Below are 14,411 nucleotides of genomic sequence, written 5' to 3' on the forward strand. Positions count from 1 at the left end.
TTAGCCCGCGCACTGGCGCCAGGCGTGTTGATAAGCCTGGGCACGTTCACGAAGGGTCGGCATGCTCAAACCGGCCTGATACAAACCGCCGCCAAGACCAAAACCGTTAGCGCCTGCCTGGATGTAACTGCGCATTTGTGCGGCGTCTGGCTGGATACCGCCAACCGGCAGCATGGCGACACTGCGTGGAACCACCGCGCGGAAAGCTTTGGTAACGACCGGGCTGACATGCTCCGCCGGGAACAACTTCAGTGCGCTGGCTCCGGCGTCGATCGCGATGAACGCCTCGCTGGGCGTCATGATCCCCGGCATGCTGATCAACTTGAGCAGGCGCGTGCGGCGAATCACTTCAGGGCAGCAACTTGGGGAAATAATCAGTTGCCCGCCGCATTCGGCTACCGCATCAACTTGTTCAACTGTCAGCACCGTTCCGGCACCCACATAGCCACGCTCGCCCACCACGCTGCGCATCAAAGCAATCGACTCCAGCGGTGACGGGCTATTCAGCGGCACTTCAAGATAGTGAAAACCGCACTCGAGCAGGATTTCTGCCGCTTCGACGGCATCTTCAGGCGTGATGCCGCGCAAAATGGCGACCAGCGGTAACGGCTCTTGTTGCCATTGGGCAATGAAATTTTCCGGGCTCATGATGGGTTTCCTTGAAGCTGGGTAAAGAGGTGCCACAGGCCATGAATAAAACAGTCATCGCCGTTAATTGCCGTGAGATTCAGCCCCAACTCGCCTGCGGCAAGCTGATAGCGGGCGGTTAGTGACGGGCTGCCGACCAGCCACGCCTGTTGCCCGGCGGGTACGGCCTGCAATTCGTAGCCAATGGTTAAGCCGGACAAATAGCTGTGAACACCAGTTTCAGCAATTTCGCCGGCCAGGCGGCGGGTGCGGGCTGAGAAGATTAAGTGGGTAAATGGCGCGCCTTGCCGGGCGGCTTTCACACCTGACAAGAAAGCGTCTGTATCTTCCTGCTGTTCTGGCAGCGCACGCCCGAGAATGGAATGCTGACTGAGCAGCGAGAATATTTCGCCGCTCATAAAGGTGGCGAACGAGGTAATTTCACCATTCACCATTTGCGCATGTTTGCTGTGCGTGCCGGGCAACAAGGCGGTGTGCTGGCTGGCAGGATGCAGCAACGCCAGGCCTAATAGTTGTACTTCTTCACCGCGCATTACGTCTGGCTGAGAGAACCGACTGTTGCCGTTCGCGCCGGGAATAATCCACGCCGGGCTGCCCCAGTCGGTGGTGAAAGCCAGCGTACGAGCAGCCAGATCTTCGGCAAGACAGGGGAGCGGTGCATAAGGCACTTCATGCCAGCCTTGCTGCGAACCAACCATTCTTGCCATTACAATCGGCAGGTTGCCGAGCTCTTCTAACCACGCGTGCAGCAACGTTTGCAGCGTCGAGGCAAATTGCCCCTTTTCAACGGATAACAACCCGCAAGGCTGGCTAATTCGGGAAACAGGCTGCGAACCGGACATTAAAAATGCACGGAAGTTGGTGGTTCCCCAGTCGATGGCAATCCAGTGAGTTTTCATTCAAGTAATACAAACCATGCAATCTTGTAATACAAGAATGCTAGAACAAAAAGCACCCACAGTGTGTGAGGGAGATCGAAATTACGTCAGATGAGGATCAAATAATGTGGTCGAACATTTCCGGTCGATCCTGCCAGATGCGTTTTTTAGCGGCATTGAGCAAAATATTACGCATTTGCAGGCGGGCTTTATCGACTTCTTTCAGGCGGATAGCATCGAATAGCAGGTAGTGTTCGTCGACGGCGGCTTTGGTCTGGCGCACGTCTTTTTCCAGCGTTTGCTTAAAGGAGAGCGCCATGGCGGCGGAAAGCGCGTTGCCAAGGGCTAAAAGAAAGGGATTATGCGTGGCGCGTAATAACGCATGGTGGAACGCCATATCGCCTTCTTCGAATAACGATCTTTGTGCTTCGAGTTGGCCATTGCGCATTAACTGGAGCGCATCTTCCATCGCCGCCAGATCGTGTCCGTTGGCGTTTAACGCCGCAAGCGTTGCCACATTAGGCTCGAAAATCAGGCGCGTCACAATCAGTTGCTCAACCAGTTTAAGGTCAAGTTCACCTTCAGCCAGCCAGCCCAACACATCAATATCCAACAGGCTCCACAGTTCGCGGCTATTCACCGTGCTGCGTTTCTTGGCCTGAATCGAGATAAGCCCCTTGGCAGCTAATACCTGAAGTGCGTTACGCACTGAAGTCCGGGAGACTTCGTATTCAACGGCTAATTCGTTCTCGCCAGGCAATGACAGTCCTGGCGCAAGATCGCCGTGCATAATTCGCCGCGCAAGATGCTGGGTGACGGATTCTGAAATGCTGGCCTGTGGGAGTTTCATTACACTTTCTCGATCAAGTCTGAACCTGGAAATGAGCGACATAATAAGCTAATCGCACTTTGATCGCACTGTATGTACTTAAAAGATAAGAGAGCATGGCTCCGTAATGAATTAACGCGACGCAGATCGACATTCTCCGGCCTGGGCTTAGGGTTAATCGATTAACCTTGCTATGCTGATTAGGCAGTTCTCCTTGGGCCGGAGAATCAAAATGAACATTTCTGTCAACATGCCGCCTTGCGTGGCATTCCACAACGGCCATTTTACGGCTGAAGATCTCATCACTAAGGTTACCCGTAGCGGCGATCTGGCTGGCGTTTTTTACGATACCGACGCCTGGCGAGCATTGCCGCCGGAAACGGCAATCTATCAGGTCGAAATGCTGAAATCTCCGCAGGGCGAAGGTGAGCTTTATGCTGGCACCACGCACCTGAATCCGGGGCGAATCGGCGACGAGTTTTACATGACGCGTGGCCATTTCCATCAACGGCGTGAACAAGGCGAAGTCTATTTTGGCCTGCGCGGAACGGGCTTATTGCTGCTGCAGGATGAGCAGGGAAAAGCGCGCTTTGAGCAGGTTTCGGCGGGTTCAGTGCATATTATTCCAGGTGCGACAGCGCACCGTTTGATTAACACCGGAACTGAAGTTCTCTCCGCACTTGCCGTTTGGCCAACCATTGCCGGGCATGATTACGCGGCGCTGGCACAAGGCTTTGCGCTGCGCGTGGTGTTGCAAGGCGGAAAAATTCACGGCAAAGAGGTGCAAAATGGCTGAACAGCACCTGAATTTTGGGCTGGATATGGCGATCCACCACCAGCCGATAGGCTTTAGCTATGGCGAAGAGGTGATTGGCCCCGTACCGGAGATCCGCAAACTCGATCAGATCCGCGCCTCGTTGCGCGATCCAGCATGCAATGGCCCGGAAGACGTGTATGCCATCGTGATGGATGTGGCGCGTTTGCAGGACACCGATGAGCTTAAAAAACGCATGCTGCTGTTTGGCGTGGTGACTTACGCTTCTGGCCGCCTGGGCGATGAGCCGATTCGCAGCCAGGGACATATTCACCGCATCAGTGAACACAGCGGTTGGTCGCCGCCTGAGCTGTATGAAATCTGGCAGGGCAAAGCGATTATCTACATGCAGGAATATGTAGCTGACGACCCAGGGCGCTGTTTTGCGGTTTGCGCGGGGCCTGGTGAGAAAGTGCTGGTGCCGCCGGGTTGGGCACACGCGACGATTTCTGCCTCGCCGGATGAACCGCTGACGTTTGGTGCCTGGTGCGACCGGGAATATGGTTTCGAATACGATGCGGTGCGGGCATACAAGGGGCTGGCGTGGTATCCGCTTTTGCAAGATGAGCATATTGCCTGGCAGCATAATCGCCGTTATATGCCGGGGCGTTTACAGGTGACCTCGCCACGCCAATATACCGAATTTGGGATTACCGATGCGCCGCTGTATCAACAATTTATTGATGATCCGGCGCGTTTTCAGTTTATTTCAAAGCCGGGAATGGTGAGCGGGAAGTGGGTGGGGTTCCATCCTTAAAAAAGTCGGGTGACGCTGCGCTTACCCGACCTACGAGTTTGGTGTCGTAGGGGGGATAAGCGCAGCGTCATCCACCATGTTTTACGAGAACAGCCCCACAGCCACACCCGCCGCCGCCAACACCAATAACAACAACATTGCTTTCACCGGTGACACACCGCGTTTCGCCATCAAATACCAGGTGCCAATCACCACCAACAGCGGCAGCAGATTAGGGAAAATTCCGTCCAGCATCTGCTGCACATGGATATTCACGCCATCTTTGGTGACAAACTCTAGCCCAGTGCCGAGTTTCACGTAACTTGCCGCCACGCCGCCCATCACGAACACGCCTAATAACGATAGCGCTTCACGCAGGCGCGTCGATTTGCTGCTTACCAGCATCTCAACCGAGGTTGACCCCATGCGGTAGCCTTTCAGGAACAGGAACCACGAGCCGGGAATAATAATCGCCAGCCACGCCACGCAATAAAACAGTGGCCCGAGAATGTTGCCGCCCGCTGCCAGCGCCATGCCGATACTGAGCAGAATCGGGATCAGCATGCCCGGTATCATCGAATCACCAATCCCCGCCACTGGCCCCATCAGGCCAACTTTCAGCGTGTTGATGGTTTCGCCGTCTATCGGCTCGCCGTTGGCGCGTTTCTCCTCAAGACCCAGCACCATGCCGTTGACGATCGCCCCCAGCTGCGGCTCGGTGTTGTAGAACGACGCATGGCGTTTGAGCATCTCTTTGCGTTGTTCGTCATCGGGATAGAGCTTTTTCGCCACCGGCAACATACTCAAACAAAAGCCGAATGACTCAAGGCGCTCAAAGCTCATGGACGAAAGGTTGTACATCATCCAACTGCGCCAGCAACGGCGCAAATCCTGGCGAGTGAGTTTACGTTCTTCCATCAGAATTCATCCTCATCATCAGCGGGCGTGGAGGCTGTGCGTTCAGCCTGCGGCTCAGGTTTGTAGTTGTAGTGAATCAGTGCCAGCAACGCGCCGACAATCACCAGCGCCACCATGTTTAGCTTCAGGAAAACAATGCAGATAAACCCCACCAGAAAGTAAATCAACATGCTGTAATTCTTGATAATTTGCTTAAGCAAAATCGCGATACCTACCGCAGGCAGAATCCCGCCCAACACGTTCATGGTGGAAAGAACGATGTGCGGCAGGCTGTCCATAAAGGCGTTGATGTACTGCGCGCCGAAATAGACTGCGATAAACGTCGGAATAAAACGCATCAGGAAATTGGTGGCTTGCGGCCAGATAGCACTGTTGAGATACACGCCGCGCTCGTCGCCTTTCTCCAGCGCAATATCCGCGCGGTGGTTCCACCAGGAATTGAGCACCATCATGGCGTTAAACAACACCGTACCCGCAATGCCGATGGTCGCTGCCAGCGCCACAGCCACTTCCGGGCCTTTATTGGAAAGAATGCCGAGTGCGATTGCCGGGAAAGCAACAAAGTTGAGATCCGCAGGCATCGAACCGCCGGGAGTGACCATCGCGATATACACGGCCTGAACCGCCACGCCGATGATAATCCCGGTTTGCACATCGCCGAGAATAAAACCTACCAGCATCCCTGAAACCAGTGGGCGGGTAATTAAATACCAGCCGCCGGTCAACCCCAGCAGCCATGGGCTGCTAAGTGCACCGAGGTAACAGAGAATGCCGATTAGAGCTGCTTCGAAAGCCATAAATGCACTCCTTTATTTGAGTTTTTGTCGAGCATCCTGCCAGCTGTAACTGCTGGCATCAGGTACCAGTCGAAATTCAATCTGATGCCCGCGCAGCAGCAGATAGTCGAACGCCGCTATCTCTTCGGGGTTCACAGATTGATTCGGGCCAATGGTGGTGGTGGTGGCTCGCGCGCTCATCGGGCCAACGTTGATTTTCTTATTGCTGTTTTGCAGGCTGATACCCGCTTCCTCAATGCGTTTTAGCGTTACCGGAGATTTACCAATCACGAAATAGTGCTTCTCACTGGCGATGATCTTTGGCAGTTTTTCAATCGCGGTGGCGGTATCAAACAGCCAGACTTTGGTGTCCTGCACAGCGCCTTTCATCACCGATGACAACAGCGGATCGGCGGCAACGGCATCATCAATGGCGACGATCCCATCGCACGGCAACTCTTTTGCCCAGCGGGTGATCAGCTGGCCGTGGATCACTCGATCGTCAATGCGCACAAAAGAAATACTCATCGTTGCCCCTTAGAAATCATCAGATTGTGTGGTTTCAGTCAGTTGCGCCTGAACCAGCGTGTCGTGTGTTTCTGCCAGTAAAACCTCTGCCGCCTGTGCGACATCGGTCAGGTCTTTTATTTCATCGCTCAGCAATACCATCGGGAAATTCACCCCACCTAACACCGCCATAGGTGGCTGCGTTTGCGGGTCGAATGCATGATGGCAGGCGATATTCCACGGCGTGCCGCTTTGCAAATCGCATAACACCAGCACGCCGTCAGCACCTTTACCGGCCTGTTTCAGCACTTCGGCAAACTCATCGCCAAAACTATTGATGCCCTTGTTTTCCGTCAGCATTACGGGGAAAACATGCGGCAGTTCGCCGTAGACCATTTTGCCGCCAGCCAGTAATGCTTCGGCAAGCGAACCATGTGTTGCCAGAATCACGTTGATCATCTTGTTATCCTCTTACCCAGGCTTTCATGGTGGCGAGTTGTTGACCCGCAGCACAACCGTATGGGGAAATGCGATATTCGCCGACAGCCGCCGGCACAATGAAGGTTTCGGCGTAATGCACCACAAAGGGTTCGAATGCGCCGTGCGGGCTTTCAACCAGAGCGGCATCGCCTTCAACCAGATTCAATACGTTGACGCCGCCGTGGGTGTGGTGGGTGACCGGTTGAGTAAACCAGTGGCGACGGGTTTCGATAAATTCACGTTCATGCAGGCCGGTGCGTTCTTCACTCCAGCCATCGCCTGCGGCAATCGACTCAAAATGGTTGACCAGATGTTCGGACACCCATTGCGTATCGCGTTGCCAGTCAATCACTTGTGCGCCGTGTTCCAGATGCACCGGGCGCGGCAGGCCATCCAGACCCAAACGCCCCCAGTCCCACAATTTGAAGGTGAAAATGTACGGCGTGGCGCTGATTTCCAGCACCATCGCGCCGGATCCGGAACAGTGCACGGTACCTGCCGGGATCAGGAAGTGATCGTGTTTACGCGCCGGAAAACGATTCACAAATTTCTCGTCATCAAACGCTTTTTCGCCACGTTGGGCGGCCGCGAGATCGTCGAGCATTTCTTGTGGACTGATACCTGTTTTGGTCCCCAGATACACTTCGGCACCCGGTTCGGCTTCCAGCATGTAATAGCTCTCATCCTGGGTGTAGTGCATGCCGAAATGCTGCTGGATATATTCGGTTACCGGATGAACCTGGAAGCTTAAATTCTGCCCGCCGATGGTATCGAGGAAATCGAAACGGATCGGGAACTCCGCACCAAAACGGGCATGGACGCGCTCGCCAAGCAGCGGACGCGGGTAAAGCAACACCAGATCCTGAGAGGGGATCTCGATCCGCACATCACCAAAACGCAGTAACAGGCTGTTCTCCTCGGGCACACAGTCAAAACACCATGCGTAATTTGGCTTTGAGGGATCGAGATCGAATTTATCTTTCATCCATTGCCCGCCCCAGACGCCTGGGTCGAAGAATGGCACCACGCGGAACGGTTGTTGCGTGGTTTGTTGCAGCGCGCAGCGCAGCGCTTCGCCGCTGACCATCGCCGGTTGTTCGGCGTTATTGGTATCGAGCAGGAAATCCGCACGCTTCAGCAACGGTGTTTTATGGCGGTCAAACACGCGCCATTCAATGAAAAAGGCACGCTTGTAACGGCGCAGAATATCTTCATCGGTGTTATTCGCACCCCAGTTGCCGAGTTCGCCACGGCGAAAACGCTGCTGGATTTCCCAGCGCGCCAGATCCGCATACACCAGCACATCACCGCTATGAATTAGTGCGGCTCCTGGGCCGTAAACCACCACCAGGCCTGATGTGATGTCAGCGACTTCACGCTGCGCTTGTGCCAGTTTGTCGGGGCAGAAAAACTCAGGTAACTGGTGACAAGAAAGTACGCCGAATACGCGGTCATCCGTCAGGTTATAGGCCAGTAAATCATGCAGATGTTGTTCACTGAGGCGCGCAGATTCCGCGTTAATCACGCATTGTGGGTTCAGTTGGCTAATCAATTGTGCGTGGAGCGTGTCGAGTTCAACGCCGGGATAGCAGTCAATCACCAGCACGGTTTTCGCTGAGCGTGTCAGTTTCTCGCTTACTGCATGTTTGATGGCAGACCATCCCTGCCAGGCTTGATGGTCAAATCCCGAAACGCGGACTTCGGGATACTTGTCATAAGATGCCGGATACATAGTTTTCTCCCTGTTTCTGATAGATTAAGATTAATCGATTAACCGTCTTTGAACAGAGTGGTAAACGCGATTAACCTGTCACTTTTGCTAAGATGTTGCCTAAAGTTGGGTTATCTGTGATGGCATTCACACGTGGATAAGCAAATTTTTGGTTATTCGATTAATCTATTGGGAATAACGTAATTCCGAGGAGTGCCGATGAGCACCGTTACCCTTGCCCAGGTGGCAAAACAAGCGGAAGTTTCCACCGCAACCGTTTCGATGGTGCTGCGCAATCGTGGCCGCATTTCTGACGCTACTCGCCAACGCGTGCTCAAAGCTCTGGATGATTTGGGCTACGTGTACAACCAGACAGCAGCGAATTTACGCAACCGCACCAGCAACCAGGTGGGGCTGTTATTGCACGACATCACCAACCCTTTTTACGGTGAAATGACGGCGGGACTTAGCCAGGAAATGGAACGCCACGACTTGCTGCTGTTTCTGGCAAACAGTGAGGAATCTGGCGAGCGTCAGCAAAAGTTCGTTGATTCTCTGATGCGCAATAACGCCTGCGGCATGGTGTTGTGCGCGGCGCGGGAAACGCCTCCGCTGTTTTTTGAAACCCTGAAGCGGCGCAATATTCCGGCGATTATGGTGGTGCGCCCGATGGATGACGTGGATTTCGATTTTGTCGGCACCGACAACTTCCTTGGCACCCAACTGGCAACACAACATTTGCTGCGCATGGGGCATCGCAATATTGCGTTTATCGGCGGCAGTGAAAACTCTATCAGCCGGGCGCAGCGTATCGGCGGTTACAGCAGCAAATTGCTGGAGCATCGAATACAGCCGAAAAGCGAATGGGTGGTTTCATCGCTTGCCAGCCAAAGTGATGGGGCCCGGGTGGCCGAGGAGTTGTTCCGCCGTTACCCGGAAATTACGGCAGCGGTGTGTTATCAGGATATTGTGGCATTGGGCGTGATGCAGACGCTGCGCAAAATGGGGCGTCAGACCGGTGTGGATTTCGCGCTGGTGGGGTTTGACGATATTACCGAAGCGTCGTTAGTGCAGCCTGCATTGACCACCGTTTCGGTGGCAGCCAAAGAGATTGGCCGCAAAGCCGGAGAGTTGTTGTTTAGCCGCATTCAGGGCAACGACGAGCCGCCAAAACGGATTATTCTCCCGCCCACGCTGGTGGTGCGGGAGTCATGTGGGTTTGGTTTAAGATAGATAAACGGGTTTTGTAGGGTGGATAAGCGATAGCGTCATCCACCATTTGCGCCTGTTGTTACAGATAAAAGCGTCGGATGTCGCTACGCTAATCCGACCTACGATAAAAGTTTGTCCTCAGTCTCGGTTAAACGGCGCACCAATTCCATTTCGCGCTGGCGGAAGGGAATGCCGTATTCGTCGAGCACATCGTGGAACCATAATTGCGCATAATCCACGCCGCTTTTGCGTACTGACGGCCAGGGGAGGGTGGTTTGCGTTTTGCCGCGTACCAGCCCCCACTGGTAACAACCGACGTTCAGGGCGGCAAACAGCGGCAGTTGCTCCTCCATAACGCAACCGACGTGGCGCGCCAGCCATTCAGTGCATAACAGCGGGCGCTCGAACGTATGCCAGAAGCGCAATACTTGCAGCATTTTCGGCGTTGCAAGATATGCGTGGAAACTCACCACGTCCGAAAGCCTGGCGGCGGTAACGTCGATTGGATGCGCGAAATACTCCGTTAGCGGTTGATCGGGATCCTGCGAAATATGCCATGCGCCAACAGTCAGCGGTTGCGCAGGATCTTCGTCACGCGCCCAGGCGAAAACTTTATGCAGCAGCTCCAGCGCAAAATGTTCCAGTTTTTCATCGAACTGTATTTCCTCAAGCCCGCTGGTAAACGTGCCACGGTTGCCTGGTTCGTTGTACAAATCCCAGATAGCAATACGCGAATCGCTTCTGAAATGGCGCACAATGTCTCGCACGTAGCGCTCAAGCTGCGGCCACATCTCGCGATTGCAGACAATTTCTCGCCCAGGGCTGGCTGCCGCCTGGCTGTTATGTTTGCCGGGAACCGGTGCTTTTTGTGGCCCTAAAAATGGTTCGTCCCCGGAAAACGCACAGTCATCCATTAATGTCAGCATCACTTTTATGCTGTGGCTATCGGCTATCGCCAGAAACTGTTCGATACGCTCCAGCAGCCCGTCGCGGTCGTTCTGCCAGACAATAAACGGCAGATTGATGCGCAGTTGGTTATAGCCAATCTCCTGCGCCCAACCCAGTTCCTGGTCGATGGTTTCGGCGTCAAAAGTTTCGCGTTGCCACAGTTCTGTCCAGTTCACGGCACTGCGGGGCAGGTAGTTAAAGCCGCAGATCCAGCCCTGATTTTTGTGCCATTCTGCGGCTTGTTGTTTGCTCCATTGGGTACGCATGTGTCGGCTCCTTTACGGTGCACCTGGGGTTAAAGTTGCGGTGGTTTTACGCCCCGGCGTATTGCCCCAGACTTTGTCATATTCATAACCGGTAAGATCTTTGATGACTTTGCGGGTTTCCATGTCGCAATCTTCCAGATTGCCACCCAGTTTCAGGCGCGCCACTTCTTTGATTAGCGTCTTGTGGGATTCACGCGTTAACTTGAATTTGAACGTCATATAGAAGCTGATAGCCAGTAAGGCTGCGGTGGCAAAGATCATTAGCCCAACAATGGCGTGCAAGGCTTGAATAGGTTGCTCGCCCTGGCCTTTAACAAAACCGTTCTCTTCCAACACCACACCAATCAACATGATGGCTATCGCCACGGTACTTTTGCGGGTTAATACCATGACACCGGCAAATATTCCCTCGCGGCGTTTTTTGGTGACAATTTCATCAATGTCGGGAATAAAGCTGTAAATGTTCCATGGGATAAAATAAAGACCCGCACGCGAAATACCCAATACCACAAATACTGCTGAGAACACCATGAACGAGACATTCAGGTTGGTGATATAGGCATAAAATAAGAAGGCTAATACCGAGAAAATACAGCCATAAGATAAACGCAGAGCAGCGGACGGTGAGAAGTCAAATTTGCTGAGGAGCATCATAAAGACAAATGTTCCCGGAACAGAAACAAATGCGGCAACGCTTAAATAACCTGAAACCGCAGCCGTATCCTGATGCAAACCGTAAACCACGTAATAAGTAAATACTGAACCAAAGACATCCATCGCCGTAAATGAGGCGATGTAGATAATAATGTGCTGGCGGAACATTTTAATTTTAAATGAGGAGTGAAGGTCTAAAACCAGGCTTTTTAAATGATGCCAGAGATTGCCGCTATTTGCGCCTTCCGCTTCGGGTTCAAACTCTTCGCGCACATCTTTCGCTTCCCAGGTGCACATCCAGGTAGTGAAGACGGCGATGCAGAAAATAGCCGAGAACAACAGGCCGGTGTAGGTATAAGTCATCGGGTTATCTTTGCCGGTGAACTGCATAATCACGCCCGGCACTGAAACTGCCAGAAAACCACCGAGTTGTGAGCAGATCATTCGCACACCCGATAAACGGGCGCGTTCGGCATAGCGATTAGTCATTTCTGCGGCCAATGTTTCCCACGGCACCAGCACCATTGCTGACAGCAGTTCAATGGAAAGATAGGTACCGAGATAATACCAATAGCCCATATCTGTTACCCACAGCAGGGCGTATAAGAACATCAGTGGGGCGCTGAGCAGTAAAAAGAAGCGACGGCGACCGAAACGTTTACCCAGCCAGGTATTGGCGAAGTTATCGGTGATATAACCCATAATCGGGCTTAATACGGCGTCAATAACACGGGCAATAGCAAATATCGAACCGGCTTCCAGTACTGATAATCCACAATAGGTGGTGTAGAAAAATAATAACCATGTGCCAATAATGGCAAAAGCTCCGCCGCCAAATAAATCGGTAACACCATATCCTATGGCTGTTCCGTAGCCAACTCTGCGTTCAGTAGGTTTCATATTGTTATTCCATTTTTGTAGGGCAAAAGGAAAGTGTGTTTATTCTGAAATCTCTATCCAGTTCCTGGTTATCGAAGATTGATAAATAGCCTCTACCATCCGTAGCGATATTTCTGCCTGGTGAATATCGACGTAATTACGGGCATTTGTTTCTGACAATGAGTGATAAAAATTATTAATTGCTAACTGGTGGCTGCTGCCCCAATAACATTTTTGCGCGGCATTGGGGGATTCATCACTGGCCAGCAGTTCTTTACCTTCATCTGAAATGCACCACAAATTATTGTGATGCAGTTGCAGTAAACCGTTTTCGCAGTGGATCTCTAAAAGCAGCGGCGAGTCGGTGGTATGGCAGTTGGTTGCATAAAAAATCCCACGCGCCCCGTTTGCCAGTTCCATATTGGCCATTGCCGTGTCTTCAGCTTGTGTGGCGTGGCTCAGAAAACTGCTTTCCACCACACCTTTTATTGCGTCCACGCCCCCGGCAAACCACTGCATTAAATCCAGCGTATGAATCGCCTGGTTGATCAGCAGGCTACCGCCTTCGCTGGCCCAACTCCCGCGCCAAGGGCTCTGCGCGTAATAATCGAGCGAACGGCTCCAGGTCAACACTGCTTTAATACTCAGAATTTTTCCGTAGTGGTTCTCTTCTAGTAACGCTTTAATCTTCTGGCTGCTGGGGTTCAGGCGATTTTGGTAGCAAACGCCAAGCTGTGAGGTCGTAATCGCCAGCGTATTTTTGATGTCTTTGACTTCGGCGGGATTGAGCGCCACCGGTTTTTCGGTGAACACATGTTTTCCGGCGATGAGCGCTTTGGTAATCATCTCTTTATGCGCGGCGTGCGGGGTGCAGATATGCACCACATCAATCTCGTTATCGAGCAGCATCTCACAGTAATCTGCGTAATAGCGGCAACCGTAGCGTTCGGCGAGTGCCTGGCCTTTTACGGGGTCGGTTTCGACAATGGCCCGTAATTGGCAGGCTGGGTTGGACTGAATGGCCTCCACATGCAAGGTGTGGATTGCGCCACACCCGACAACCGCAGCTTGAATCGCTTTCATCATTCTTCCACTCCATTGGCCAGCATTTGGGCGCGGACACACAATTCAGCCGCTTTGAACGCATGTTCCTGTGTCATCGCATTTTCGGTGCGATTCAAACAATCCAGAATCAGCTCGCCGAAGAACGGGAAACCGACTTTTCCGGCCACCGGATAGCGGAATTCACCCTCTTGATTTACCAGATACACCACGTCTTGTTGCTGGCGGGTGATGTCGACGTATTTGCGGATTTCGATATAGCCGTCAGTCCCGAGCAGGGTAAGACGCCCGTCGCCCCAGGAACTTAGACCTTCTGGCGTAAACCAGTCGCAGCGAAAATAGCCGCTGGCTCCGTTTTCGCCCTTGAGCATGGCGTCGCCGAAATCTTCAAATTCTGGGTATTGAGGATGGGTAAAATTACTGGTTTGTGCTGCCACAACTTGCGCGTCGTGGTTGCCGGTATAAAACAGGAACTGTTCGATTTGATGGCTGCCAATATCGCAGAGAATGCCGCCGAAACGCTTCTTAACGTAGAACCAGTCCGGGCGGCCCTGCCCTTCGCGATGCGGCCCGGTTCCCAGGGTTTGAATAACCCGGCCAATGGCACCCTCGCGCACCAGTTGCCCGGCAAAAACTGCGCTTTCAACGTGCAAACGTTCGCTGTAATACACTGCATATTTGCATCCGGTTTCCGCCACTTTTTCTTTGGCTGCGGCAAGTTGTGCAAGGGTTGTCAGCGGCGCTTTATCGGTGAAATAGTCCTTTCCGGCATCCATCACCTTCAGGCCAAGTGCACAACGCTCCTCTGGTATCGCTGCTCCGGCAACCAGGTTCACACTGTCATCGCCAAGAATCACTTCAAGTGATGGTGCAACGTTGACCTGCGGATATTGCTTAACAAACTGTTCCACTTTCTGCGGGTCAGGGTCGTAAACCCATTTAAGCGTGGCACCCGCTTCAATCAGGCCGTTGGACATGCCGTAGATATGGCCGTGATCAAGTGCGGCGGCGGCAAAAACGAAATCACCCGGTTGCACGACTGGCTGCGGTTTGCCTGTTGGCGCGTAATTCATACCGTCGTTGAGACTCATGC

General features: G+C 53.0%; 15 protein-coding genes. 3 read left to right on the plus strand and 12 right to left on the minus strand.

Annotated features, from left to right (window positions below):
• The 3 genes from D8682_RS19020 to D8682_RS19030 all read right to left on the minus strand — a co-directional run bounded on the left by D8682_RS19020 (position 1) and on the right by D8682_RS19030 (position 2,376).
• Positions 1 to 648: a 2-dehydro-3-deoxy-6-phosphogalactonate aldolase gene (locus D8682_RS19020; protein WP_121814881.1), complete on the minus strand. Its 648-nt coding sequence runs from the start codon at positions 646 to 648 to the stop codon at positions 1 to 3.
• Positions 645 to 1,547 carry a 2-dehydro-3-deoxygalactonokinase gene (locus D8682_RS19025; protein WP_121814882.1) on the minus strand — a complete coding sequence of 301 codons (903 nt, stop codon included), beginning with the start codon at positions 1,545 to 1,547 and terminating at the stop codon, positions 645 to 647. Before D8682_RS19025 ends, D8682_RS19020 begins: the two co-directional genes overlap by 4 nt.
• Before the next feature lie 97 nt (positions 1,548 to 1,644).
• Positions 1,645 to 2,376 (minus strand): FadR/GntR family transcriptional regulator, encoded by a 732-nt coding sequence (locus D8682_RS19030; protein ID WP_121814883.1) that lies wholly within the window; start codon positions 2,374 to 2,376, stop codon positions 1,645 to 1,647.
• A gap of 211 nt (positions 2,377 to 2,587) precedes the next feature.
• On the opposite strand from D8682_RS19030, the gene D8682_RS19035 reads away from it, so the two are divergent.
• Positions 2,588 to 3,151 (plus strand): glucose-6-phosphate isomerase family protein, encoded by a 564-nt coding sequence (locus D8682_RS19035; protein ID WP_121814884.1) that lies wholly within the window; start codon positions 2,588 to 2,590, stop codon positions 3,149 to 3,151.
• Complete coding sequence (locus D8682_RS19040; RefSeq protein ID WP_121814885.1) at positions 3,144 to 3,926, plus strand: glucose-6-phosphate isomerase family protein; 783 nt, start codon at positions 3,144 to 3,146, stop codon at positions 3,924 to 3,926. Before D8682_RS19035 ends, D8682_RS19040 begins: the two co-directional genes overlap by 8 nt.
• An 81-nt stretch (positions 3,927 to 4,007) precedes the next feature.
• Here the strand turns inward: D8682_RS19040 and D8682_RS19045 are convergent, their stop codons facing one another.
• Genes D8682_RS19045 through D8682_RS19065 form a run of 5 tightly spaced genes read right to left on the minus strand, consistent with a single transcriptional unit; the run spans position 4,008 to position 8,318 of the window.
• The gene (locus D8682_RS19045; protein WP_064543441.1) at positions 4,008 to 4,823 is read right to left on the minus strand and encodes a PTS system mannose/fructose/sorbose family transporter subunit IID; all 816 of its coding nucleotides are present in this window, start codon (positions 4,821 to 4,823) and stop codon (positions 4,008 to 4,010) included.
• Positions 4,823 to 5,620, minus strand: coding sequence for a PTS sugar transporter subunit IIC (locus D8682_RS19050; protein WP_064513773.1), 798 nt, complete (start codon positions 5,618 to 5,620; stop codon positions 4,823 to 4,825). Before D8682_RS19050 ends, D8682_RS19045 begins: the two co-directional genes overlap by 1 nt.
• Positions 5,621 to 5,632: 12 nt before the next feature.
• Positions 5,633 to 6,127: a PTS sugar transporter subunit IIB gene (locus D8682_RS19055; protein WP_064543442.1), complete on the minus strand. Its 495-nt coding sequence runs from the start codon at positions 6,125 to 6,127 to the stop codon at positions 5,633 to 5,635.
• A gap of 9 nt (positions 6,128 to 6,136) precedes the next feature.
• A complete protein-coding gene (locus tag D8682_RS19060; RefSeq protein WP_064543444.1) occupies positions 6,137 to 6,565 on the minus strand; it encodes a PTS sugar transporter subunit IIA in 429 nt (142 codons plus the stop codon).
• A gap of 4 nt (positions 6,566 to 6,569) precedes the next feature.
• Positions 6,570 to 8,318 (minus strand): class I mannose-6-phosphate isomerase, encoded by a 1,749-nt coding sequence (locus tag D8682_RS19065; protein ID WP_121814886.1) that lies wholly within the window; start codon positions 8,316 to 8,318, stop codon positions 6,570 to 6,572.
• 198 nt (positions 8,319 to 8,516) lie between these two features.
• On the opposite strand from D8682_RS19065, the gene D8682_RS19070 reads away from it, so the two are divergent.
• Entirely contained in the window at positions 8,517 to 9,530 is a 1,014-nt protein-coding gene (locus D8682_RS19070; RefSeq protein ID WP_121814887.1) for a LacI family DNA-binding transcriptional regulator, read from the plus strand.
• Between the two features lie 98 nt (positions 9,531 to 9,628).
• Here D8682_RS19070 and D8682_RS19075 read toward each other — a convergent pair whose 3' ends face one another.
• From D8682_RS19075 to D8682_RS19090, 4 genes are read right to left on the minus strand one after another with little or no spacing between them, the layout of a single operon-like run.
• A complete protein-coding gene (locus D8682_RS19075; RefSeq protein WP_121814888.1) occupies positions 9,629 to 10,723 on the minus strand; it encodes a cellulase family glycosylhydrolase in 1,095 nt (364 codons plus the stop codon).
• A 12-nt stretch (positions 10,724 to 10,735) separates the two neighbouring features.
• Positions 10,736 to 12,277, minus strand: coding sequence for an MFS transporter (locus tag D8682_RS19080; RefSeq protein ID WP_121814889.1), 1,542 nt, complete (start codon positions 12,275 to 12,277; stop codon positions 10,736 to 10,738).
• A 39-nt stretch (positions 12,278 to 12,316) separates the two neighbouring features.
• The gene (locus D8682_RS19085) at positions 12,317 to 13,339 is read right to left on the minus strand and encodes a Gfo/Idh/MocA family protein (protein ID WP_121815738.1); all 1,023 of its coding nucleotides are present in this window, start codon (positions 13,337 to 13,339) and stop codon (positions 12,317 to 12,319) included.
• Positions 13,339 to 14,409, minus strand: a complete 1,071-nt coding sequence (locus D8682_RS19090; RefSeq protein ID WP_121814890.1) for a Gfo/Idh/MocA family protein — start codon at positions 14,407 to 14,409, stop codon at positions 13,339 to 13,341. The genes D8682_RS19085 and D8682_RS19090 overlap by 1 nt, the downstream gene beginning before the upstream one ends.
• Positions 14,410 to 14,411 lie beyond the last annotated feature (2 nt).

This window comes from Buttiauxella sp. 3AFRM03 (assembly GCF_003675305.1).
GTDB lineage: Bacteria > Pseudomonadota > Gammaproteobacteria > Enterobacterales > Enterobacteriaceae > Buttiauxella > Buttiauxella ferragutiae.